Annotated in this window: 21 protein-coding genes; 20 read left to right on the plus strand and 1 reads right to left on the minus strand. The window is 29.9% G+C overall.

The annotated features are described in order from the left end of the window. The first annotated feature begins 183 nt into the window (after positions 1-183). The 20 genes from fni to tnpA all read left to right on the plus strand — a co-directional run bounded on the left by fni (position 184) and on the right by tnpA (position 21,291). Entirely contained in the window at positions 184-1,230 is a 1,047-nt protein-coding gene (gene fni / locus B3N22_RS08035) for a type 2 isopentenyl-diphosphate Delta-isomerase (protein WP_021801566.1), read from the plus strand. A 4-nt stretch (positions 1,231-1,234) separates the two neighbouring features. Next, positions 1,235-2,209, plus strand: coding sequence for a mevalonate kinase (gene mvk / locus B3N22_RS08040; protein ID WP_286906127.1), 975 nt, complete (start codon positions 1,235-1,237; stop codon positions 2,207-2,209). Positions 2,210-2,214: 5 nt separating this feature from the next. Further along, the gene (mvaD, locus tag B3N22_RS08045) at positions 2,215-3,192 is read left to right on the plus strand and encodes a diphosphomevalonate decarboxylase (protein WP_286906129.1); all 978 of its coding nucleotides are present in this window, start codon (positions 2,215-2,217) and stop codon (positions 3,190-3,192) included. A 13-nt stretch (positions 3,193-3,205) separates the two neighbouring features. Continuing rightward, positions 3,206-3,472: a hypothetical protein gene (locus tag B3N22_RS08050; protein ID WP_286906131.1), complete on the plus strand. Its 267-nt coding sequence runs from the start codon at positions 3,206-3,208 to the stop codon at positions 3,470-3,472. Between the two features lies 1 nt (position 3,473). Further along, the gene (locus B3N22_RS08055; RefSeq protein ID WP_286906133.1) at positions 3,474-4,835 is read left to right on the plus strand and encodes a tripartite tricarboxylate transporter permease; all 1,362 of its coding nucleotides are present in this window, start codon (positions 3,474-3,476) and stop codon (positions 4,833-4,835) included. Positions 4,836-4,856: 21 nt separating this feature from the next. After that, entirely contained in the window at positions 4,857-5,954 is a 1,098-nt protein-coding gene (locus tag B3N22_RS08060; RefSeq protein ID WP_286906135.1) for a phosphomevalonate kinase, read from the plus strand. Positions 5,955-6,009: 55 nt separating this feature from the next. Then, on the plus strand, positions 6,010-6,549 hold the full coding sequence (locus tag B3N22_RS08065) for a GNAT family N-acetyltransferase (protein ID WP_286906137.1): 540 nt from the start codon (positions 6,010-6,012) through the stop codon (positions 6,547-6,549). Between the two features lie 217 nt (positions 6,550-6,766). Then, complete coding sequence (locus B3N22_RS08070) at positions 6,767-7,723, plus strand: carbohydrate kinase family protein (RefSeq protein ID WP_286906139.1); 957 nt, start codon at positions 6,767-6,769, stop codon at positions 7,721-7,723. A 20-nt stretch (positions 7,724-7,743) separates the two neighbouring features. Beyond that, positions 7,744-9,213, plus strand: a complete 1,470-nt coding sequence (gene gtfA / locus B3N22_RS08075; protein WP_286906141.1) for a sucrose phosphorylase — start codon at positions 7,744-7,746, stop codon at positions 9,211-9,213. Positions 9,214-9,227: 14 nt separating this feature from the next. Then, on the plus strand, positions 9,228-10,199 hold the full coding sequence (locus B3N22_RS08080) for a LacI family DNA-binding transcriptional regulator (protein ID WP_286906143.1): 972 nt from the start codon (positions 9,228-9,230) through the stop codon (positions 10,197-10,199). Positions 10,200-10,364: 165 nt separating this feature from the next. Further along, positions 10,365-11,372, plus strand: coding sequence for a sugar ABC transporter substrate-binding protein (locus B3N22_RS08085; RefSeq protein WP_286906145.1), 1,008 nt, complete (start codon positions 10,365-10,367; stop codon positions 11,370-11,372). Positions 11,373-11,486: 114 nt separating this feature from the next. Then, positions 11,487-12,164: an NlpC/P60 family protein gene (locus tag B3N22_RS08090; protein ID WP_286906147.1), complete on the plus strand. Its 678-nt coding sequence runs from the start codon at positions 11,487-11,489 to the stop codon at positions 12,162-12,164. Between the two features lie 181 nt (positions 12,165-12,345). After that, the gene (locus tag B3N22_RS08095) at positions 12,346-13,335 is read left to right on the plus strand and encodes a helix-turn-helix domain-containing protein (protein ID WP_286906149.1); all 990 of its coding nucleotides are present in this window, start codon (positions 12,346-12,348) and stop codon (positions 13,333-13,335) included. Between the two features lie 240 nt (positions 13,336-13,575). After that, the gene (locus B3N22_RS08100) at positions 13,576-15,351 is read left to right on the plus strand and encodes an ABC transporter ATP-binding protein (RefSeq protein ID WP_286906164.1); all 1,776 of its coding nucleotides are present in this window, start codon (positions 13,576-13,578) and stop codon (positions 15,349-15,351) included. Next, positions 15,344-17,095 (plus strand): ABC transporter ATP-binding protein, encoded by a 1,752-nt coding sequence (locus B3N22_RS08105; protein ID WP_286906151.1) that lies wholly within the window; start codon positions 15,344-15,346, stop codon positions 17,093-17,095. The genes B3N22_RS08100 and B3N22_RS08105 overlap by 8 nt, the downstream gene beginning before the upstream one ends. Before the next feature lie 377 nt (positions 17,096-17,472). Beyond that, positions 17,473-18,384 (plus strand): AEC family transporter, encoded by a 912-nt coding sequence (locus B3N22_RS08110; protein WP_286906153.1) that lies wholly within the window; start codon positions 17,473-17,475, stop codon positions 18,382-18,384. Positions 18,385-18,531: 147 nt separating this feature from the next. Further along, positions 18,532-18,906, plus strand: coding sequence for a GntR family transcriptional regulator (locus B3N22_RS08115; protein WP_238907139.1), 375 nt, complete (start codon positions 18,532-18,534; stop codon positions 18,904-18,906). After that, positions 18,893-19,588 carry an ABC transporter ATP-binding protein gene (locus B3N22_RS08120; RefSeq protein WP_286906156.1) on the plus strand — a complete coding sequence of 232 codons (696 nt, stop codon included), beginning with the start codon at positions 18,893-18,895 and terminating at the stop codon, positions 19,586-19,588. The genes B3N22_RS08115 and B3N22_RS08120 overlap by 14 nt, the downstream gene beginning before the upstream one ends. Beyond that, the gene (locus B3N22_RS08125; RefSeq protein WP_286906158.1) at positions 19,582-20,397 is read left to right on the plus strand and encodes a hypothetical protein; all 816 of its coding nucleotides are present in this window, start codon (positions 19,582-19,584) and stop codon (positions 20,395-20,397) included. The genes B3N22_RS08120 and B3N22_RS08125 overlap by 7 nt, the downstream gene beginning before the upstream one ends. Positions 20,398-20,817: 420 nt before the next feature. After that, complete coding sequence (gene tnpA / locus B3N22_RS08130; RefSeq protein WP_286906160.1) at positions 20,818-21,291, plus strand: IS200/IS605 family transposase; 474 nt, start codon at positions 20,818-20,820, stop codon at positions 21,289-21,291. Positions 21,292-21,599: 308 nt separating this feature from the next. Here tnpA and B3N22_RS08135 read toward each other — a convergent pair whose 3' ends face one another. Continuing rightward, positions 21,600-23,015, minus strand: coding sequence for an IS4 family transposase (locus B3N22_RS08135; protein ID WP_286906162.1), 1,416 nt, complete (start codon positions 23,013-23,015; stop codon positions 21,600-21,602). Positions 23,016-23,120: the final 105 nt, after the last annotated feature.

Genomic DNA, 23,120 nt, shown 5'->3' on the forward strand with positions numbered 1-23,120 from the left:
AAAAACGCACTATTATAGATAGACTTTGAAAGGTGTTAGCAAAATTACTTTGCAACACCTTTTATTTAATATTAAATGATAATATTTATCATTTACAAACTAATTTCCCTATGCTATTATGTTTGTAAATCCTCACAACAAGGCTAGAAATATAATCAATATTTTAGAGGAGGAAATGTGATTATGGAAGACTTAACGTCCAAAAGTGAAATAAGATCTTTAAGAAAAAAGGAACATGTTAAGCATTTTTCTAAAGGTGATTTTGAAGGAAATAATTATTTTAAATATATATATTTAGAGCACAACTCACTACCAGAGATTGATTTTAATGAGATAGATACAAGGGTGAGTTTTTTAGGTAAACAAATAAACTTTCCTGTAATGATTAATGCCATGACAGGAGGGTTTAATGATGCTGTAAAAATAAATAGTAATCTTGCAAAGGTTGCAAAGGAATTAAACATACCAATGGCAGTTGGATCACAGGCAATAGCAGTTAATGATGAAAACTACTCAGCTTCTTTTAAAGTTGTAAGACAAGTATTAAAAGATGGAGTTGTTATATCTAATATAAATGGTTTTTCAACTCTAGATGATGTTAAAAAAGCTATAGATATGATTGAGGCAGATGGGATTCAGATTCATATAAATCCTGCTCAAGAGATATGTATGCCTGAAGGAGATAGAAACTTTAAAGGTGTTTTAAAAAATATTGAAAATATAGTTAAGAAAATAGATAAACCTGTAATAGTAAAAGAAATAGGTTTTGGCATGTCAAAAGATGTAGTGAAAAGACTTTTAGAAGTTGGCGTAAAGTACGTAGATGTTGGAGGAAGTGGGGGAACCAATTTTATTAAAATTGAAAGTGAAAGAAATAAAGAATTTCACTTTGATGAACTATTTGATTGGGGAATACCTACAGCATTAAGTCTTATTGAAGCAAGAAGTTTAAGTGATGATTTGAATATTGTGTGTAGCGGTGGAGTTAAAGCTTCTGATGAGGTAATAAAAGCCCTATGTTTAGGTGCTAATATGACTGGTATAAGCGGTCCCATATTAAAGTCATTTTTAGATGGTGGTTATGAAGGTGCACTTGAGTATCTTCAAAATATTATATATAAATCTAAAGTAATGATGTTTCTTTTAGGTAAAAAGAATATAGAAGAGCTTAAAAGTGTACCTTTTAGGATAAAAGGTGAACTTAAAGAGCTTGTGGATTATAAAAGGTGAAGACATGAATGAGAAATTAAAGGATATAGGTGAAGGGTATTCACATAGTAAGCTGATTTTAACAGGAGAGCATGGAGTTGTATATGGTAAACCGGCCATAGCAATTCCTTTTCCACTTAAGGTGAAATGTATCACAAAAAACTATGATGGAGGCATAAGGTTCGAATCATCAATTTATACTGGTGATATTAACGATATGCCAGTTAAGCTTAGAGGGCTTTCTTTGGTTTTAGAGGAGGCTTTAACTATTTTAAATAAAGCACATGAAGGGCTTCTTATTAATATTTATTCAGAAATACCCATAGGAAGAGGTTTAGGTTCAAGTGCATCAATTGCTACAGCTATAGTAAGAAGTTTATTTTCATTTTATGGACAAAATCTTACTAAAGAACAATTATTTTATTTAGTGAATATAGGGGAAAGATATGCCCATGGAAACCCAAGTGGTATAGATATGGAAGTGGTATCTAGTGAGGAAGCTATATATTTTAAAAAAGATAAGAAGGTTCAGTATATTAAAAGTTCTAAACCATTTTATATAGTAGTAGGAGATAGTGGGAAGATTGGAGATACACGTAAGGCTGTAGAAAATGTACACCATAGACGTTTATTAAATCCTCATAAAATGGAATCTCATATAGATGAAATGGGAAAGCTTGTTGAAAAAAGCAAAGATGCTTTTTTAGCTGGAAATATGGATTTATTAGGTGAACTACTGAATTCTAACCAAGAGATACTTGAAAATATGGGTGTAAGCGATGAAAGTTTAGAAATGTTAATAAAGACTGCTAGAAAAAATAGAGCCTTGGGCGCTAAATTAACTGGAGGAGGACTTGGAGGATGCATAATTGCACTTTCAAATAATTTAGAGGATGGGAAATTAATTGCACAAGAATTAATAAATTCTGGCGCAGTTAAAAGCTGGTGTTTCTCTACCAAGGAAAATAAACTTTATACTTTCGAGAAAATGGAGGATTAAACTAAATGAAAGCTAAGGCAAAAGCTAATACAAACATTGCATTAATTAAATATTGGGGAAAGAGAGATAATGAATTAATCCTTCCTATGAATAGCAGTATATCAATAACCTTAGATGGATTTTATACCATAACTTCAGTTGAGTTTAAAGAAGAACTTAAAAATGATATTTTTATATTAAATAATAAGGAAACAGAAGAGAAAGAACAGAGAAAAATATCAAAGTTTCTTGATATTGTAAGAGAGTTATCAAAGGTTAAATTATATGCAGAGGTTAATTCTGAAAATAAAGTACCAACAGCTGCTGGTTTTGCATCTTCTGCATCTGGATTTGCAGCTTTAGCTTGTGCTTCTTCAAAGGCAGCAGGCTTAAGTTTAAGTGAAAGAGAGTTATCAATGTTAGCTCGTAGAGGTTCAGGTTCTGCTTGTAGATCTATTTTTGGTGGGTATGTTAAATGGGAAAAAGGTGAAAAACTTGATGGAACAGATTCTCATGGAGTTAGGCTGTTATCAGAAAAAGATTGGGATATAAGCATACTTTCAGTAATGGTAGCCTCAGGGAAAAAGAAGGTTTCTAGTAGAGAAGGAATGAAGCGTACAGTAGAAACCTCACCTTTTTATTCAGGGTGGCTAGATACTGTGGAAAAAGATATTAAAATAGCAGAAGAGGCCATAAGATTAAAAGATTTTTATAGCCTAGGAAATATTGCAGAAGAAAATGCTCTAAAGATGCATGCTACAATGCTTGGAGCAAAACCACCTGTTTTATATTGGGAACATGGAACTCTAGAAGTTATGGGGCATATTCAAAATCTAAGAGAGTCAGGTATACCAGCATTTTTCACCATAGATGCAGGAGCAAATGTTAAGGTGCTTTGTCTTAAGGAGAATGAAAATATGGTATATGAATCTCTTTTAAAACTTTCAAGTGTTATGAAGGTTTTAGTTTGTCATCCAGGTTCAGGAGTTACTTATTTAGAATAATAGGAGTTTAATTATGAAAGATATAAACCAAGAAACTATGAAACATATAGATGATAATAAAGTTAATATTGAAATTTGGGAGGATGTTGTAAATATTAAGGATTTAGTTAAGGCGCTTGTAATATGTAGTGTTACTACCCTTGGAGGATACTTTATTGCTCCCAATGAACCACCTAAGCCATTATTTTTTGGTTTAGGCGGTGCAATTATTGGATTTGTTGTTTGCTCTGTTCTAATAAAGCCTAAAAGGATATTTGTTAAGGAAGATAAGGAGAATTAGGATGGATATTAGTTTAATTATACAGATGATACTAGCAGCAGCTTTAGCTGCGGTGATTTATTCTATAATTGGAGCAGCTCCAGGTGCGGATGAAACTGCAACCATTGCTCCAGTAATATTAGTACTTGTTTTATCGGGACTGAAACCTGTTGTGGTTTTAGCTTTCTTTATTTCGGCAATAGTTGCATGTAAGCTTATTGATGCAGTTCCTGTTTCTATTGCAGGAATACCAGCAGGTGTTATGTCTACGCCAATGGTTGAGCATGCAATGGTGCTAAAAAAGCACGGCTTAACTAATACAAGCATAAGAAAGATCGCTTCAGGAGCTATCATAGGAACCTTCGTTTCTATACCTGTAAGTTTATTTTTAGCAAGTTTTATTGTTCCATTTGCGACTACTATTAAGGAATATGGGGATGCTATATTTTTTGTTGGAGCTATAGTATTAGCTTTAATGAGCAAAAAAAGATGGATAGCACTTGCCTCTATATTACCTTTTGCACTTTTAATTCAAGGGCTTAGATATCTTTATTGGGGAATAAATGCAGTACCTAAAGAAACCAATGTTTTTGTATCATTTTTCTTAGGTATTACTATAGGACCTGTTATCTTAAGTTTATTTGAACTTCTTAATAAAGATAAAAGAGATGCTTTGAAAAAATATGATACAAAGAAAATATATATAAAAGAGGAAGAGGAGATAAAGAAGTTTCCAAATCCCTTTAAAATCTTAACTAAAAAAGAAATAGGCTATAGCACATTAGCTTCACTTATAGGATCAGTTACTTTTCTTCTAAGCCCAGTAGGATTAACCACCTTTTTGGGGGAGTTATTCTCAAGTAGAGTTAAAGATCCTGTGGAAAAGGCTTCACTTGCGGTTTCTTGTATGGAAGCTTTGGCGCAGGCAACCTATATTTCAGGAATTTTAATTCCTCTCCTAGCGTTAGGTATTCCATTATCTCCCGTAGCGTTAGGTCCAGGTAATCCTTTATTTAATGCGCCACCAGTATTTACATTAGAGAATAATATGCACCACATATTATCAAGAACAGATTTTATTATTGCAACTCTTATAGGAGCAGTTATTGCATCAGCGTTTACTTATTTTATCACAGTAAAGTATTCTCAAAAGATTTGTTCCTTTGTATTTAAAAAGATTCCTCATGAAGCTATGTTAGGAGTATTTTTCAGTTTGGTTTTACTTTTAGCCTTTATGGATGGAGGAGTTATTAATATTGTTGGTGTACTTTTAATAGGTATTTTTTCAGGGGTTTTATATAGGTTAGGAGTTAATTATGGAGTTATGTTTATGATTCTTTATTCAGCTCCATGGATCGTAAAAGCATTATCAGGTTTATATTAATTTAAGAGAGGGGAGATATTAATGATTAATATAAAGGTTCCAGGAAAACTTATGATAGCTGGGGAGTATGCTGTACTAGAGAAAAATCAAAAGTGCATAGTAGCTGCAGTAAACAAGTATGTAGAGGGAAGTATTGAACCTAGCATTAAAAATCAATTGTTTCTCCCTGATCTTAAACTTGAAGATGTTTTTTTTGAAATTAAAGATGGCAATGTAGAATTTAGTATAGAGGATTTAAGGTTAAGTTTTTTAAAAAACTCAATCTCTGTAGTTGTTAGGTTTTTAAAAGAAAACTCAATTGAGCTTATTCCATTTAAGCTATCAATAAAAAGTCAGCTGGATGATGCCTCGTCGGGTAAAAAGTATGGACTTGGATCTAGTGCAGCAATTGTAGTAGCAGCTGTTTCTTCTATATTAGCACTACATAATAAAGATGAGTTTCTTAACCAGGATACAATCTTTAAGCTTTCAGCTATTACTCACTTAAAGACCCAAGGAAATGGTTCAGGTGCAGATATAGCAGCAGGAGTTTATGGAGGATGGCTTGAATATTCAGCATTTGACTCAAAGTGGTTATTAAATGAGCTGGAGAGCTCAGATAAAATTAAAGATATTGTAGAAAAGCCTTGGAGAAATCTAATTATTAGAAAATTAACTCCTCCTTCGGAATTAAAGTTAGCAGTAGGATGGACTAAAGAAACGGCTTCAACCTCCCCTATGATACAAAAGGCAGAAAGCTTTAAAAAAGAAAATCCTAATATATATAAGGAGTTTTTAAAAGAAAGTTCTATTGCTGTAGCTAATCTAATCAAAGCTTTTAATGATAATAGTTTTGAAGATAGCATTAGTTCTCTTTCAGAAAATAGAAAAGCCTTAAAAAGTTTTGGAGAAAAGGCTTATATTCCAATAGAAACAAAAAAGCTAACTGCTTTATGTTCTATTGGAGAACAATATGGAAGTGCTAAATCCTCAGGGGCAGGTGGAGGAGATTGTGGAATAGCATTTTTAAAAGGAGATTATAAAAAGCAAGAACTATATAAGGAATGGGAGAAAGCTGATATTGAAGCCTTAGATTTAGAAGTATCAGAGATGGGTGTATATATTAAAGACATTACTTGATATTTACTCTGATTATTAGTAGATTAATATAAGATAGAATTTTAGGGGGATAGTTATGAATAAAGAAATTTTTCAAGGTCTAGAAGGAAATAAGATATATTTTGCACCTGTAAAAATAGAAGACATGAAAGCAATACATAAATATGCTTCAGATGAAGATGTTTCCCGTTTTATTGGATGGAAACTTATGAATAGTGAAGAGGAGACCTATAGGTTTGTTGAAGAAATAATTAGAAGAGTTAATAATGGAACCCATCTTTATGCATCCATTTTTACTAAAGAAGGAAAAGAACTTATTGGTACAGTCATGATTTTTGGCTTTAATGAGGAAGATAAACATGCTGAAATTGGATATGTTTTAGATAAGGATCATTGGAGAAAAGGATATGGAGCGGAAACTATAAAACTAGTAAATGAGTATGTTTCTAAGTATCTTGATTTACATAGACTTAATGCTTTTGTAGTTGATGTAAATATTGGTTCAGCCAAGGCTTTAGAAAAAAACGGATTTATACTTGAAGGAAAATCAAAGGATTTTTATCTTATAGATGGAAGGTATTATGATTCTTTAATTTATGGTAAGATTTTTAACTAAAACCATATAGTTTGTTTGATAAAGTTACAGAAGCTTTTCTTAAAATGAAAAAGTTTGATATTAAGAAATTAAAAAAAGCATATAAACCTTAATAATTAAGTTATCTAGTAGAGCCCTTGGGTTCTACTAGATATTTTTATATGTCAATCGTTTGACATATATTCTGTGAAAATGTATACTTTTTATATAAGATGACCTTTATATAAGGAGGGGTATGATGTTTAACTTTAATGAAAAAATAGATTTTAAAGATAAAGAAAATGATATTTTAACCATAGGAGAAATCTTAGTTGATATGATATCTTCTGACTACAGTGAGGACTTTGAGTGTGATAGTTATAATAAGTTTTTTGGGGGTTCACCAGCTAATATTGCCATGAACTGTAAAAGACTAGGTGTTAATTCTCTTATTGCATCTGCTGTTGGAGATGATGGACTTGGAAGATTTTTAACTAATCATTTAAAGAAAGCTGATATTAATACAGAGTTCATTCAAAAAGTTGACTATTCTACTAGTATGGTTTTAGTTACAAAAAGTAAAACCAGTCCAGTTCCTATATTTTATAGAGAAGCAGATTACCATCTTGATTATAATAAATCCTTAGAGAAAGCATTAAAGAATTCTAAAATAGTCCATTTTTCTTGCTGGCCTATTTCTAAAAAGCCATCGCGTTTAACTGTTGAAAAAATTCTAGAAGAAGCTAGAAAAAATGAAGTTTTAGTTTGTTTTGATCCTAACTATCATCCAATGATATGGGAAAAAGGTGAAGATGGAATAGAATATATTAAATCCATAATATGGCAGGTAGATATTATAAAACCTTCAGAAGATGATGCTGAAAGGTTATTTGGAAAAGACAGCCATGAAAATCAAATCAAGAAGTTTTTAAAGCTTGGAGTAAAACTAGTAATAATGACTTTAGGAGCTGAAGGAGCTCTTATTTCAAACGGAAATGAAACTATTAAGCTTGATACTTTAGCAAAGGATATAGTAAACACTACAGGTGCTGGAGATGCTTTTTGGTCTGGATTTTATTCTGGGATTGTAAAAGGCTATAACATAAGAGAAGCTTTAGATTTAGGCCTTGGGGTTAGTGCATATAAACTTAAGTTTACTGGCGCTGTAGTTGAGCTTCCTATATTAGAGGAAATAAAAAAGCTTTATAACTTATAATATTTTAGGAGGAAATAAGAATGGCAGTTAAAAACAAAGTACAACTTATTACTTATCCAGATTCATTAGGTGGAGATTTAAGAAAACTAAATAAGGTATTATTAAAATATTTCTCTGATACTTTTAAAGGCGGGATTCACATTTTACCTCCCTTCCCATCCTCAGGAGATAGAGGTTTTGCACCCTTAACTTATTTAGAGATAGAACCTAGCTTTGGAACATGGGAAGATGTAAAAGTTATAGGAGAAAAATTTTATATATTAGTGGATTTAATGGTTAATCATATTTCTAGACAATCTTCCTACTTTAAGGACTTTTTAAAAAGTGGAAGAGAATCAGAACATGCTGACTTATTTATAACCTTAGATAAGTTATGGAAAGATGGAGAGCCTATTAAAGAAGATATAAACAAAATGTTTTTAAGAAGAGAAGTGCCTTATTCAACATTTAAAATAGAAAAAACTGGTGAAGAAGAGAAAGTATGGACGACTTTTGGGAAAACAACTCCTTCAGAGCAGATAGATTTAGATATAAATTCACCTAAAGTTAAAAAGCTATTTGAAGATTTTTTTATAAACTTTAGTAGAAATGGAGTAAAAATAGTAAGGTTAGATGCTATAGGGTATGTTATTAAAAAGTTAGGTACCAGTTGCTTTTTTGTAGAACCTGAGATATATGAATTTCTTAATTGGATTAAAGAATTAGCAGATTCTTTAGATATTGAACTACTTCCAGAAGTTCATTCTCATTATTCTATTCAATATAAATTAGCTGAGAAGGGTTTTTGGATATATGATTTTATTTTGCCTTATATGATTTTAGATACACTTGTAAATAAGTCAAGTGAAAAACTTTGTGAATATCTAAAGGTACGTCCAAAGAAACAATTCACTATGCTTGATTGTCATGATGGAATACCAGTTAAACCTGATATGGATGGACTTATAGATACAAAAAAAGCTAAAAAACTTATTGATGTATGTTTAGAAAGAGGATCTAATTTAAGCCTTATTCTATCAGATGAACACAAAGATGAAGATGGTTTTGATGTACACCAAATAAGGTGCACCTATTATTCTGTTTTAGATTGTAATGATGATGCATATTTGGCAGCTAGAGCTATTCAATTTTTTACGCCAGGCATTCCTCAGGTTTATTATGTAGGGCTTTTAGCAGGAGAAAATGATGTTGAAGTAGTGAAAAAAACTGGTGAAGGACGTGAAATTAATCGTCACAACTTTACCTTAGAAGAAATAGATAAAACCATAAATAAAGATGTTGTAAAAAGGCTTTTAAAACTTATTGATTTTAGGAATAATTATGAGGCTTTTAATGGAGAATTTAAGGTTTTACATTCTTCAAACAAAGAGGTTAAACTTAATTGGAAAAAAGGAGATAAGTATTGCACTTTATTTATAGACCTTAAAAACAATAAGGCTATAATAGATTATATAGATGAGGATGACAGGGAAGCACAATATATAGTTTAATGAAAGGAATTATTATGGCAACTATAAAAGATGTTGCGAAGGTAGCAGAGGTTACAGTAACAACAGTTTCAAGGGTTTTAAATAACAGAGGATATATAAGTGAAGCTACGAGAAACAAAGTATATGAAGCTATGAGAGAGCTTAATTATCAACCAAATGAAGTAGCACGTTCTTTACTAAAGAAAAAATCTAACATCATTGGGTTAATAGTACCTAATGTAGCTCATCCATTTTTTGGAGAGTTAACTAATTATATAGAGTACTATGCTTATAAGGAAAACTATAAGGTACTTATATGCAACTCATATGAGGAGAAAGAAAAAGAAAAAGATTATATAGATATGCTTAAAAGAAATCAAGTAGATGGGATAATAATAGGAAGTCATACCCTAGATCCATCAGAGTATTTAAGTTCAAAATTGCCTATTGTAGCTATAGATAGAGATTTTTCTATGGATATACCCTTTGTAACCTCTGACAATTATAGAGGTGGAGTACTTGCAACCAACCTTTTAATAGATAAAGGATGTAGAAAAATAGCTCATATAAGTGGTCCATTAAAATTAAGTACACCAGCTAATAAAAGATATGAGGCTTTTATGGATGTAGTAAAGGAAAGAGGAGTTAACTACATAGTTTTGGAGGAGAAGCTTGATATAGTTGAGAATTATAAAAAACTTGCATATAAACTTTTTAAGGAACATCCAGATATTGATGGAGTGTTTGCAAGTAGTGATATGATAGCTGCATCCCTAATTCAAGTGGGTAATGAATTTAACAAAAAAATACCTGAGGATATAAAAATTGTTGGCTATGATGACATTAATATAGCATCTTTAATAGTTCCACCTTTAACTACGATAAAACAGCCAATAGAGGATATTGGAAAGCTTCTTATAAAGGTATTAATAAATAAAATTGAAAATAAAGAAGTAGAACTTGAAAATATTTTACCTATAACTTTAATTGAAAGAAAAACAACTTAATAACAAATTAAACAAATAAACCTCGCATTTTTATAATGTATGGGGTTTATTTTAGTGTAAGCTAATAAATTTCATAAAATGTTTCATTTAGGTAATGAAAGTTGTACTTATAAGTCTATAATTTGAATATTAAATTATAGGATAAAAATTAGATAGGTGGTAAATATGTATTTATCAAAACCAGAAGTTTTTAGTGTTCCAATAAGGTATATTAATTTTGATATATTAGGTTTAGAAAAAAATAATATAAAAAGAGCAAGACATCATGTGTTTATAGGAGTTATTTTGCCTAATCAAAGAGAGTCTAGATGGGTTAGAGATAAAGAAGCAATGGAGAGAGAAGCAAGACTTAGAGAAGTTAATATAAAAATAGAATTTAATGATTTTAATATAGAAAAGCAGAGAATTGCTGTTGAGAAGCTTATAACTGAAGGGGTAAATGCTTTGATTATCACATCTATAGATCATGGTGATGAAGCATCATTAGTTGATAAAGCTAAAGAAGCTGGAATAAAGGTTATAGCTTATGATCTATTGATAAAAAGCTCAAATGTAGATGTATATATAAGTTTTAATATAATTAGAGTTGGAGAATTTCAAGGAAGATATTTAACTAAAAATGTACCTAAAGGTAATTATATACTTCTATCAGGAGAACCAAGTGAAGGACTACTTAGAGAGGGAGCTATGACTTATATTCAGCCGCTTATTTTTATGAGAGAAATTCGAGTTGTTACAGATCAAGCGGTAAAAGGATGGGATCCAGATAATGCCTTTAAAATAGTTGAGGAGGCCTTGGTTAAAAGTGGTAATAGGGTTGATGCTATATTATCACCAAATGATGCAATAGCTGGGGCTTCAATTAAGGCATTAGAAAATCAAGGACTAGCTGGAAAAGTTGCAGTTACTGGGCAAGATGCCGATTTAGCTGCAATCCAAAGAATAATTCAAGGAACACAAAGCATGACTGTATTAAAGGATTCAAGAGAATTAGGTAAGGTAGCAATAGAGACAGCTATAAAATTAGTTGAAGGAAAATATATAGATTATAATGCTATTAAAAATAACGGGAAAAAAGATGTACCATCTATATTAATTGAACCAATAGCTATAGATAAATCTAATTTGTACACTACTTTTAAAGAAACTGAATATTATAAGGATGGATTTTAACGAATAAAAAGTATATTGTAGTAAACATAAAATATTTCTAATAAGTGAATATACCTACCTTATGTTGAATAAGATTGAAAAGACAGAAATTTAGTATTAAGGTAAGGTGAATACATGAGAACTAAAGGTTATAGGAACATAATAAATATATTTTTAATACCAATAGGATTACTTATTACTTTTTGTGTATTTATACTTTTTAGTGGTTCAAGCAATAAGGAAATATCAGATTCTACTAGAAAAGAAATTCTTAAAAAAGCTGAGGAAATGGCTAATGTAAAATGGACTCCTAAATATGACTTAAATGACAAAAGTGCAAAGTTTACTTTCTCTAAAGGAAAAACTTATACGGGAATACCCTATAGTATGGATGTCTACCAAACAACATCAGCCAAAGAGTTTTTAAAAAAGATAAAAGATAGTAGTGAGTTATATGGTAATGACTGTTCGGGCTATGTAAGTGCAGCTTGGGGAATAAGTAGGCAAACTACATTAACCTTATATAATGCAGTAGAGAAAAAAGAAAAGATAGACGGAAGATATATTAAAAAAGTTTCATGGGATGAGATTAAACCGGCAGATGCCCTTCTTTTGGATGATGGTAAAGGAAAAGGTCACGTAATGCTATATGTTGAAACTAATAAGGAAAATAAAGATGAACTCATAATATATGAACAAAATGTAGTTATAAATACACCTAATGGATCTGTTCCAGTAGCAAGAAAAGATGTAAGATCTAAGAAAGCTCTAATTAAGGATGGCTATATTCCAATAAGATTAATGAAAAAGTAAAATCGAGTTTTGTGTAAGAAACTATTCAAGGGACATTAGAATGGTTTCTTTTTTATTTGATTATTAGGCAAATAATTACATTTAATCATTGACAGTATAGAGACATAGAGTTAATATTTAGTTGATAATAATTTTCAATTAATTAAAATATTAATTTATTATCCTTAAAGGGAGGATAAATATGTATGATAAAATGTGTACTTATGTTGAAGTTATAGATAAAAAAGATAGGCTCAAAAAAAATAATATGGAAAATATATTTAATTCAGATAGTTGTGATTATTTTTATGAATTGCCTAAAGATTTCGGTAAAGGATACTTTTCTTCAATTATTCCAAATGAAAGCATGAAGATAACTATTTGCGATTTTACTTTTAATGAAAATATTATTTTTAATGAAATTGCTAAGGTTAATTGCTTATTTTTATCCTTTTGTGTTTCTGATTTTTTTGAGTGGAAAAATGTAAATAATAAAGATAGCTTTATATTAGAAAAGAATGAGTGTTTTATACATAATAGCTATGAATTTATTACAAAAAGCCAAATGAATGCAGGGGAAAGATATATGGGGCTTGGAATGGGAATAGATGAAAAGAGATTTAGAAATGTAATAGATGAACATTTTACTAAAGAATTTATTTCAGATTTTTCTGTAGGAAAATTAAGTAAGATATCTATGTCTCTTAAGAGTAAATTAATTCTTAAAGATATTTTAGATTGTAATTATTCAGGAAGCTTAAAACCTTTGTATATAGAAGGTAAAATTCTTGAATTGTTAACTACTATGGCAAAGGATTTAAAAGATAATAGTGTTATTCAGAAAATGGAAGGAAACATTAGTAGAGAAGATCTTCAAAATATAACTAGAATAAAGGAAATAATAGATAGTAATTATGTTGAGCCTTTAACCATCAATGAACTTTCAAAGTTAGCATTTATAAGTCAAACAAAACTTAAAAATAATTTCAAGAAAGTATTTGGGAAAAACATATACGAATACGTTGTTGACAAGAGAATGGATAAAGCTAGAGAATTATTAGATAAATCAGAAGTTAAGGTTAAAGAAGCGGCAAGTATGGTTGGATATAGTAATATAGGTTACTTTAGTAGGAGTTTTAAAGAACGATATGGGTTTAGTCCAAGCGAATATTCTAAATCAAGAACAAAATAAAAAATAGTATGTCTTTAAGAGCTAGTTAAATGTCTTTTAGAAGTAGATAAAAATAAAGAATTTTAGCTATCATAAGTTGTGTAAAGAAAAGTGTCCTAGTTAAATAGGATATTTTTTTTACTTATGCAGTGATAATGATTATCAATAATAAGGAGGTATGAACTTTTTTAAACTCAAAAATTGAAAAGAGGGATAAATGTGGAGAAAAATATAAAACAAAAAACTGGTATAGCAAGACTTATGGAACTTGCTACAACTAAAAAACCATTAATGATTAGTTCAGTCATACTTTCAGCTTTAGCATCAATAGCTTCTTTTGTTCCATATGTAGCCATTTATTATATCATAGGCGAAATAATGGGGAGTTATCCAAATTTCAATAGTTTGGATGTAGAAAAAACATTAAACTTTGGATGGATAGCTTTTGGAGGAATAATATTAAATATTTTATTGTATTTTGGAGCTTTAGTATGCTCTCATCTTGCGGCTTTTGGAACACTTTATGAATTAAAAGTAAATTTTGCATCTCATTTAGCTAAACTTCCACTAGGTTTTCATTTGACCATCGGCAGTGGTAAGATGCGTAAAATAATGGATGAAAATATTGAAAAAATAGAAGGGTTTATAGCCCACCAGCTTCCAGATATAGTAGCAGCTTTTGTAGCTCCTATAGTTATGATTATAATTCTTCTTGGAGTTGACTGGAGATTTGGACTCGCTGCATTAGTAGGGATAGTAATAGCTTTTATGCTAGAATTTAAAGCTTATGGAAATGAAGGCGCAAAAGCTATGATGAAAAACTATCAGATGTCTTTAGAAGATATGAACAATGCATCTGTAGAATATATTCGTGGTATTTCAGTAGTTAAAGCCTTTAAGCAGACAGTATATTCTTTTAGAAGACTCCATGAGACTATCAAAAGGTATACTAGTTTTGTAATTCCATATACTTTAAGCTGGGAAAACTATATGTCAGGCTTTACTACAATAGTTAATAACATATACTTATTCTTAATTCCAGTGGGAATATTAATTGGTAGTAAAACCAATGATTATGAATCTTTTGCAATAACTTTTATATTTTATCTTATTTTTGTTCCATCAATATCTTCCGTAATGATGAAAATAATGTATGTATCCAGTAATGGTATGCAGATTATAGGGGGAGTAGAGAGAATGGATGGAATACTTAATAAAGAAGTATTAGAAGATAAAGATAGTTTAGAAAAGCCAAAAGATTATTCTATTTCCTTTAATAAGGTTTCTTTTTCATATGATGAAGATAGTGAAACTTCAGCTTTAAAAGATTTATCCTTTAAAGCTATTCAGGGACAAGTAACTGCTATAGTTGGACCTTCTGGAGGAGGGAAAAGTACAATTGCTCATTTAATTCCTCGTTTTTATGATGTAACTGAAGGAAGCATAGAAATTGGAGGAGTAGATATACGCAATATCAGTCTTTCTCATTTAATGGACATGGTTAGTTTTGTGTTTCAAGATGTGTTTCTATTTAAACAAAGTATAATGGATAACATAAGAATAGGAAATCAACATGCATCAGATAAAGAGGTTATTGAAGCCGCTAAAGCTGCTCAATGCCATGAGTTTATAATGAAACTTCCAAATGGTTATAATACTGTAGTTGGAACAAAAGGAGTTCATCTATCTGGAGGAGAAAGACAGCGTATAGTAATAGCAAGGGCTATCGTTAAAAATGCACCTATAATAGTACTAGATGAGGCTACAGCTTTTTCTGATCCAGAAAATGAATATTTGATTCAAAAAGCTTTTGAAAAATTAATTCAAAATAAAACAGTTATAATAATAGCCCATCGCTTATCAACAATAAGGAGTGCAAATAGAATATTAGTTATGCAAAAAGGGAGTTTAGTTGAAGAAGGCACACATGAGAAACTTATTCGGGAAAAAGGCAAATACCATGATATGTGGGAAATGTATACAAAATCTCTTGATTGGAAAATAGGTACTAAAGAGGGGGTGGAAGTAAATGCTTAAATTAAAAGAAGTGTTATTTCTAAGTGATAAAGGATATTCAGACTTAAAGAAGGCAATTTTAGCATGTACCATAACAAATTTTTCTCTTACGCTACCTTTTGGAATAACAATAGAGATATTTAAAGAGCTTTTAAAACCACTTATGAAAGAGGAGATATCTTGGGAAAAGATGTGGATGCTTTTGGGGGCTGGAATAGTAGCTGCAATTTTAGTTTTTCTTGCAAACAAAAATGATTATAAGAAAACCTATGTAACTTCTTATAATGAGGCAGAGGCAACACGTATTAGTATAGCTGAACATATAAGAAAACTTCCAATGAGCTTTTTTAATTCGAAGGATTTGTCAGAGCTTACAACAAATATGATGGGGGATTGTGCAACTACTGAGCATGTTCTTAGTCATATTATTCCTCAATTAATTTCTAATGGAATTTCTATATCAGTTATAACCATACTTCTTGGATTTTTTGATTGGAGATTAGCTTTAACTGTTTTTTGTACTGTACCAATAGCATTTTTCATTATATTGGGTAGTAAAAAAATACAAAATAAGTTAAGTGGAAAACAAATAGAGGCTAAACTTAGAGCTTCTGACCAAGTACAAGAGTACCTAGAAGGTATTAAAGTAATTAAAGCTTGTGGTTTGGATGGAGAGAAGTTTGAGAAGCTTGATGACGCTCTTAAAAATATGAAGAAGATGGCTATTCAAATGGAGTTTGGAACCGGAATATTTGTTACAGGGGCACAAATTATTGTACAAGCTGGTGTAGGACTTACTGTTTTTGTAGGAACTTATCTTTTAACAGGAGGAAAAATTGAATTAATTCCCTTACTTATGTTTTTCCTGATTGTTGTGAGAATATATGGTCCAGTACTTGTGGAATTAACACTCCTTCCAGAACTTTTATATCTAAGATTATCAACAAAAAGAATGAGAACTTTAATTAACACACCTATTATGGAAGGAAATACAGATATTGAATTAAGAAATTATAACATTAATTTTGAAAATGTAACTTTCTCTTATAACGAAGTGAATTCTTTAGAAAAAGCAGTTATAAAAGATATTACAATGGCTATTCCAGCTGATGGTATAACAGCCTTAGTAGGCCCGTCAGGTTCTGGTAAAAGTACTATATCAAAACTAATAGCTAGATTTTGGGATGTAAATAAAGGTGCAATAAAAATAGGCGGAGTTGATGTAAAAACTCTTGATCCTGAGCATTTGATGAGTTACATGTCTTTTGTATTTCAAGATGTTGTACTTTTTAATGATAGTATATATAACAATATAAAAATTGGTAATATGGATGCTACAAGAGAAGAGATTATGGAAGCTGCTAAAGCTGCTTGCTGTGATGAATTCGTAGCTAACTTACCAAATGGCTATGATACTTTGCTTGGAGAAAATGGAAGTACTTTATCTGGAGGAGAAAGACAAAGAATATCTATAGCACGTGCATTACTTAAAAATGCACCAATTGTTCTTCTTGATGAGGCAACGGCTTCTTTAGATCCAGAAAATGAAGTTTTGATTCAGCAGGCTATTTCAAGATTAATAAAAGGAAAAACTGTTATTGTGATTGCACATAGGCTAAGAACTGTAGTTGGAGCTGATAAAATAATAGTTTTAGATAATGGAAAAGTAGTTGAAGAAGGCACTCATAATACCCTAATAAAAAATAAAGGATTGTATGAAAAACTTTATAACATCCAAAAGGAAAGCTTAGGCTGGAGTGTATAAAGTAAAAATAGATTAAATAGTAGCAGAGGATTTTTAATAAAATTCTCTGCTATTTTTCAGTAGATAAGTTTAACTTTTTAAGCTTCTTAAGAGAAAGCTATTTCATTATAAAAAATCAATGCGCAATTAATCAATTAATCAATTACGCAATTGCGCAAAACATCAAAACATCAGAACATCAGAACATCAGAAGTTTAGAAAATCAGAAATTAAAAGTAAGGTGATTAAGGAAAAATCATCTAAAGTATGCAATTGCTGATTTTGAAAACAATACGAGTGAATTAATGTTATAATAAAAGCTATTGAAATTATTTATAGAAATAGATGTAGAAAATATTAAGTAGAAGTTATAGTTTAAAAGAAGAAAGGTGATGAGAATGGAAGCAGTATTGGTTAAATCAACAGGATTTATTTTTATTATTTTTATTGGGTACATGCTTAAGAGAAAAGGATTTTTTAAGAGAGATGATGGGATTTTTTTATCTAAGATAATTATGAATATAACTCTTCCAGCAGCTTTAATATCTGGAGCAAGTGGAATGAGTATAAATTCTTCAGCAATTATAATAATTTTGGTAGGGTTTTTAAGTAATTTATTTAATTTATATTTTTCTAAATTTACAAGTTATAAGAATTCTTCTATTGGAAAAGCAATTAATATGATTAATTGTACAGGCTATAATGTTGGTAATTTTGCTATTCCTTTTGCAGCAAGTTTTTTTGAGCCTTTAGCGCTTGTTTATATGTGTATGTTTGATATAGGAAATTCCTTTATGGTTTTAGGCGGTTCTTATGCATTTGCAAAAAATGAAGTTGAAGGTAATGGTAGAATAAACTTTAAGAATCTATTTAAGGTTTTGTTTAAATCTTTTCCTTTTGATATATATCTTCTTTTGCTTATTCTTTCAATTTTTAAAATAGTAATTCCAAAAGAAGTTATTTCTATAGCAGCCATGATTGGAAATGCTAATGGATTTCTTGCAATGCTTATGATTGGGATTATGTTAGAGATAAATATTACTAAACAGCAAGCTAAATCCGTTATGAAGATATTAGGAACTAGGTACATGGGAAATATTATAATAGCAGTATTAGTATATTTTTTAATACCACTTCCTATTTTGGCCAAACAAATGATTATTCTTATTTTATTTGCTCCCCTATCAACAATTTCAGCGGTTTATAGTAAAATGATAGATCCAGATAACCCAGCGCCAGCTCTATCTAATTCAATAAGTATTATAATTTCAATTTGCGTAATGACAGGTTTATTAGTGTTATTTACATAAAAATTAGTTTAAAAGCTACTATGAGGAGGTTTCTTCATAGTAGCTTTTAAAATTATCTGAAGAATTTTTATGGAGCCTATTGACATTAAAATATGAGTGTATTATCATAGTGGTACACTAGTAATATAGATAGGAGCTGTAACAGCTATGAAATTTAATGAAAGTACGCCGATTTATATGCAAATTATACAAAAAATTAAGGCTGATATAGTATCTGGAAGGCTTAAAGGGGGAGATAAAATGCCATCTGTAAGGGAATTCTCAGAGAATTTTAAAGTTAATCCCAATACCGTACAGAGAGTTTTTCAAGAACTTGAGAGGGAAGGAATAACATATTCTCAAAGAGGAATAGGAACATTTATTGTTGAAGGAGATGACATTTTAAAGGAACTTAAGGATACCCAGGCTCAAAGATACACAGAAAGATTTGTTGATGAAATGAAAGAACTTGGAATGAACAAAGAGGATATTTCTAAATATTTATTAAAGGTATTGGAGGAAAAATTAAATGAAAATTCTTGAAGTTAATGGAATAAGCAAAAAATATCTTAACAAAAAAGCTTTAAATGGAGTTGATTTAACTGTTGATAAAGGAAAAATAGTAGGTATTTTAGGACCAAATGGAAGTGGAAAAACCACATTTTTAAAGATAATAGCTGGTTTAACAAGACCTACTGATGGAAAAGTTCAAGTATGTAATACTGAGATAGGTTATAAAACAAAAGAGTTGATTGCATATCTACCAGATAGCGATTTTTTATATCCTTGGATGAAAATTAGTGATGCAGAGAATGTATATACATCATTTTTTAAGGATTTTAACTCAGAAAAGTTTTATGAACTATTAGATTTTATGAAATTAGAGCTAGATATGTCGGTAAAAGGACTTTCAAAAGGAATGAAGGAAAAGTTAGCATTAGCTTTAACCTTAGCTAGAGAAGCTAAATTAATAGTGCTTGATGAACCTTTAAATGGAGTAGATCCAGTAGCTAGAGAACAAATTCTAAAAGCAATCTTAAAAGGCTTTAACTTTGAGAGTTCTATGATAATAACGAGCCATCTTATTAATGAGGTAGAGAGTTTATTAGATGAGGTCTACTTTCTTAAAGAAGGACAGGTTGAGCTTTATGGAAATGCAGAGGATTTAAGAATAGAAAGAGGTATAACCCTTGATGAACTTTATAGGGAGGTTTTTGCATGTTAATTAATTTATTAAAATATGAATTTATGAAAAAATGGAAAAGTATGAAGTATATTTTATTGGGGTATGCCCTTATTGAAGTAATATTATTAGTTACAAACAGAATATTACTCAGTAGAAATGGTAATGAAATGCTATTTGGTGATGGTAGTATAACAAGTGAAAAAGTCGAGTTTTTATTTCTTATATGTATAATATTTTATTTTTTATTTATTGTTCTTATAAGTATATATTCTTTTTTTGAAGGCGTAACAAGATATGAAAAAGAGCTTTCTGGTAAGCAAGCTCCTTTAGAGCTTATGATACCGGCACCTTCTTGGAAAAAGGTATTGTCGAAGTTAATAGCAACTATAGTTGTAACTATTTGTTGCATAATAATATCTCTTGCATCTGTAATGATTTTTATCTTAGTTATGAGTAATTTTGATAAGGTTGTATTAACAGCATTTTCTAACTGGTTTAAAACCATACTTGATTATCCATTTTCTTTGCTATTTACAATTATTTTTGTGATTTTATCTTATGTATCATTTTATTTGTTAATAAATTTTTGTACAGCTGTTGCGAAAGCTATCACTCATAAAAATAAGCTTTCGACCTTGATAAGTATTATAACATTTGGAGCATTAGTAGCTATAATGACATACTTATCCATTGTAATTGAAAATTATCCAATAGTAACTTTTACATTTTTTAAAGGATTAGCAACAGGAATGGCAAGTAGCTTAAGTTCTATAATATTGGATATAGTTATATTAAGCTTCTTTTTTGCAGGAACATCTTATATCATGGAGAAAAGAATAGAATACTAATGAAAGAAGACCTTTTTATAATGACAATCTAAGAAGTAAAATGTGTCCGAAATATTGACCTAAGTTAAAAACTTAAGAACTAAAGAATTTAAAAATATAAGAATAAAGTAAGAAAAGAATAAAACTTCTTAAAAAGTGATATTTAAAAGAAGTAATATTCCTAAGAATATATAGTGTTTATGAGGGTTTAAGGCACTTTTATCTATTTGAACCTAGAAATTTATAAAAATATATAGGGATGTGGAAACAGTTTTTCTAATTACTATTTCTATATCTCTATTTTTGTTGTATTTTGAATACCACAGGTTCTACCTGTGGTTCTAAAAAGCTTATAGCTATGAGTAGAAAAAATAAAACCTCCCTTGATAAAATGGAAGTAGGTTTGCCGACCACGACCAAATAAAAGGAGGTATATCCAAAATGGATAATAGTAGTTTAGCACATAGCAAATGGAATTGTAAATATCACATAGTATTTGCACCAAAGTACAGAAGACAAATAATATATGGAGAAATAAAGTCAGATATAGGTGTTATACTAAGAAAGTTATGTGAGCAAAAAGGTGTAGAGATTATAGAGGCAAATGCATGTAAGGATCATATACATATGCTTGTAAGTATACCACCTAAATTAAGTGTATCTCAATTTATGGGATACTTAAAAGGTAAAAGTTCATTGATGATATTTGATAGACATGCGAATTTGAAATATAAGTATGGAAATAGAGTATTTTGGTGTAAGGGTTACTATGTAGATACAGTTGGCAGGAATAAGAAGAAAATAGAAGAGTATATAAAAAATCAGATACAGGAAGATTTAGCATATGAACAAATGAGTTTAAAGGAATATATAGACCCGTTTACGGGTGAGCCGGTAAAGAAAGGCAAGAAATAGAACACCTTTAGGTGTAGCTTGTGAAGATCTGCGGTTGGCAAACCGTTCAATGTGCGAGTAGCACAGCCGGTAATATGCCCTTATAGGGCTAGAGCAAACCACCCGTTTTACGGCATAGCCATAAAGCTAACTTATACAAAATATAACAATCCATTTACAGAAGTCTTTTGAAGTTTACTGGAAAATAAAATATACAGAAATAGTATCTTAAGACAAAAACTTTATGAATATATTTAAAAATAGCTATATTTAATAAAACATATAGGTAAAATTCCTATATATTGAATTAATTCATATATATAACTTGATCATATTGACAATTTTACAAGTTCACATTCCTTTATTTTCAGGAAATTAAGTATAGAATTCACTGTCTTTTTACCTTTTTTCTTGCACTTGATGCCAAGCTTTCGAATTGTATTTAAAATGTTATAAAAAAATAAAATCTTTTTTAATTCATTTCTAAATACATCTGCTTTAAGAGTAATGAAATATTCATTTACTAAACTAAATGATTTCAATATACTTACTTCCTTGTCACTTTCCTCATGAATAATATCTTTTGACGTGAATACTATTTGAGATGCTAAAAGCAAACTTAACAATCTTCCATACAAAAAACATTTAAATCTATCTATTTTTACATTTCTTACTTTCGCAATATTAAAAATAGATTTCCAAACTTTAAACATTATTTCTATCTGCCATCTTAATGAATATATGTCATGTACTTGTTCAGTAGTAACAACATCTTCGGAAATATTAGTTATATATGCATTTACACCTGTCCATTCTGTATTTCTCTCATTTATTTTTCCTCTATTAGGTCTAACATTATCTAATTGTTTTTTTACTCTTTTCATCTTGTTTTCTTCTGATAATTTAGTTATAATTAACCTGTTTTTTAGTTCCTTTTTGGAACCAATATGGATATCTTTGAGTTCAATTGTTTCACCATCGGCTAATGGTTTAATAATTTCAAAGATATCTATCTTTTTATATTCACTTGATTTTATTATAGATCCATCTTTTCTTGTTTTAACATTTGGGTTTTTCTCATACAAAGATGTACCACTTTTTAGTTTTGATATGTAAAACGCATTCTTTGAATCTATTTCTTTTAAGTAGTCTATTTTATAATATCCCAAGTCGGCTAATCTAAGATCACCAGGCTTTGTTTGAGCATCCATTAATTCTAAATAGTTAGAATCGGTAACTGTACCACTAAAAAAATCACAACATAAAAAACTTCCTGATAATAAATCATATTGGAGTTGTATTTTTATAGCGGATTTAGAACTTGATCCACCAGAGCCCTTATATTCATCACAAAACTTATTTGGTAATGAATACCCTGTCGCATCGTTTAGAAGAATTCTTTTAAAAGTTAAGTTATTTTTATGTTTCTTTAATATCTCATTTTGATTAAGAATCATTTCAGTAAAAAGTTTTTGCATGAATTCAACTGCTTCTTTATTGAATCGCTCATTAAGAGCTTGCGGAGATAATAATATCCCATAGTTTGCAGCTAATTTTCCACATAAAGTTGCTAGAGATTTATCACACATATCATGACTTAAGAAAATATTAAAAGCTAAAAATGTACTTGCATCAATTTTACCATTTCTTTTAATAAATCCTGTTTTTCTTGCAATTTTATCTAAAAATTCTTGTGAGAAGATTTCTTTTGTATTTCTTATTAAGTTCTTTAATTTTTTATGCATATGTTATAAAATCCATCTTTCTAATAAATGTCCTAAGAATTATACCATAAAACATATTTTGGGGATATTAGCTTTATGGCTATGCCGTTTACGGGAGAGCAAGCA

Source organism: Clostridium sp. UBA1652, assembly GCF_002320975.1.
Lineage (GTDB): Bacteria > Bacillota > Clostridia > Clostridiales > Clostridiaceae > Clostridium_T > Clostridium_T intestinale.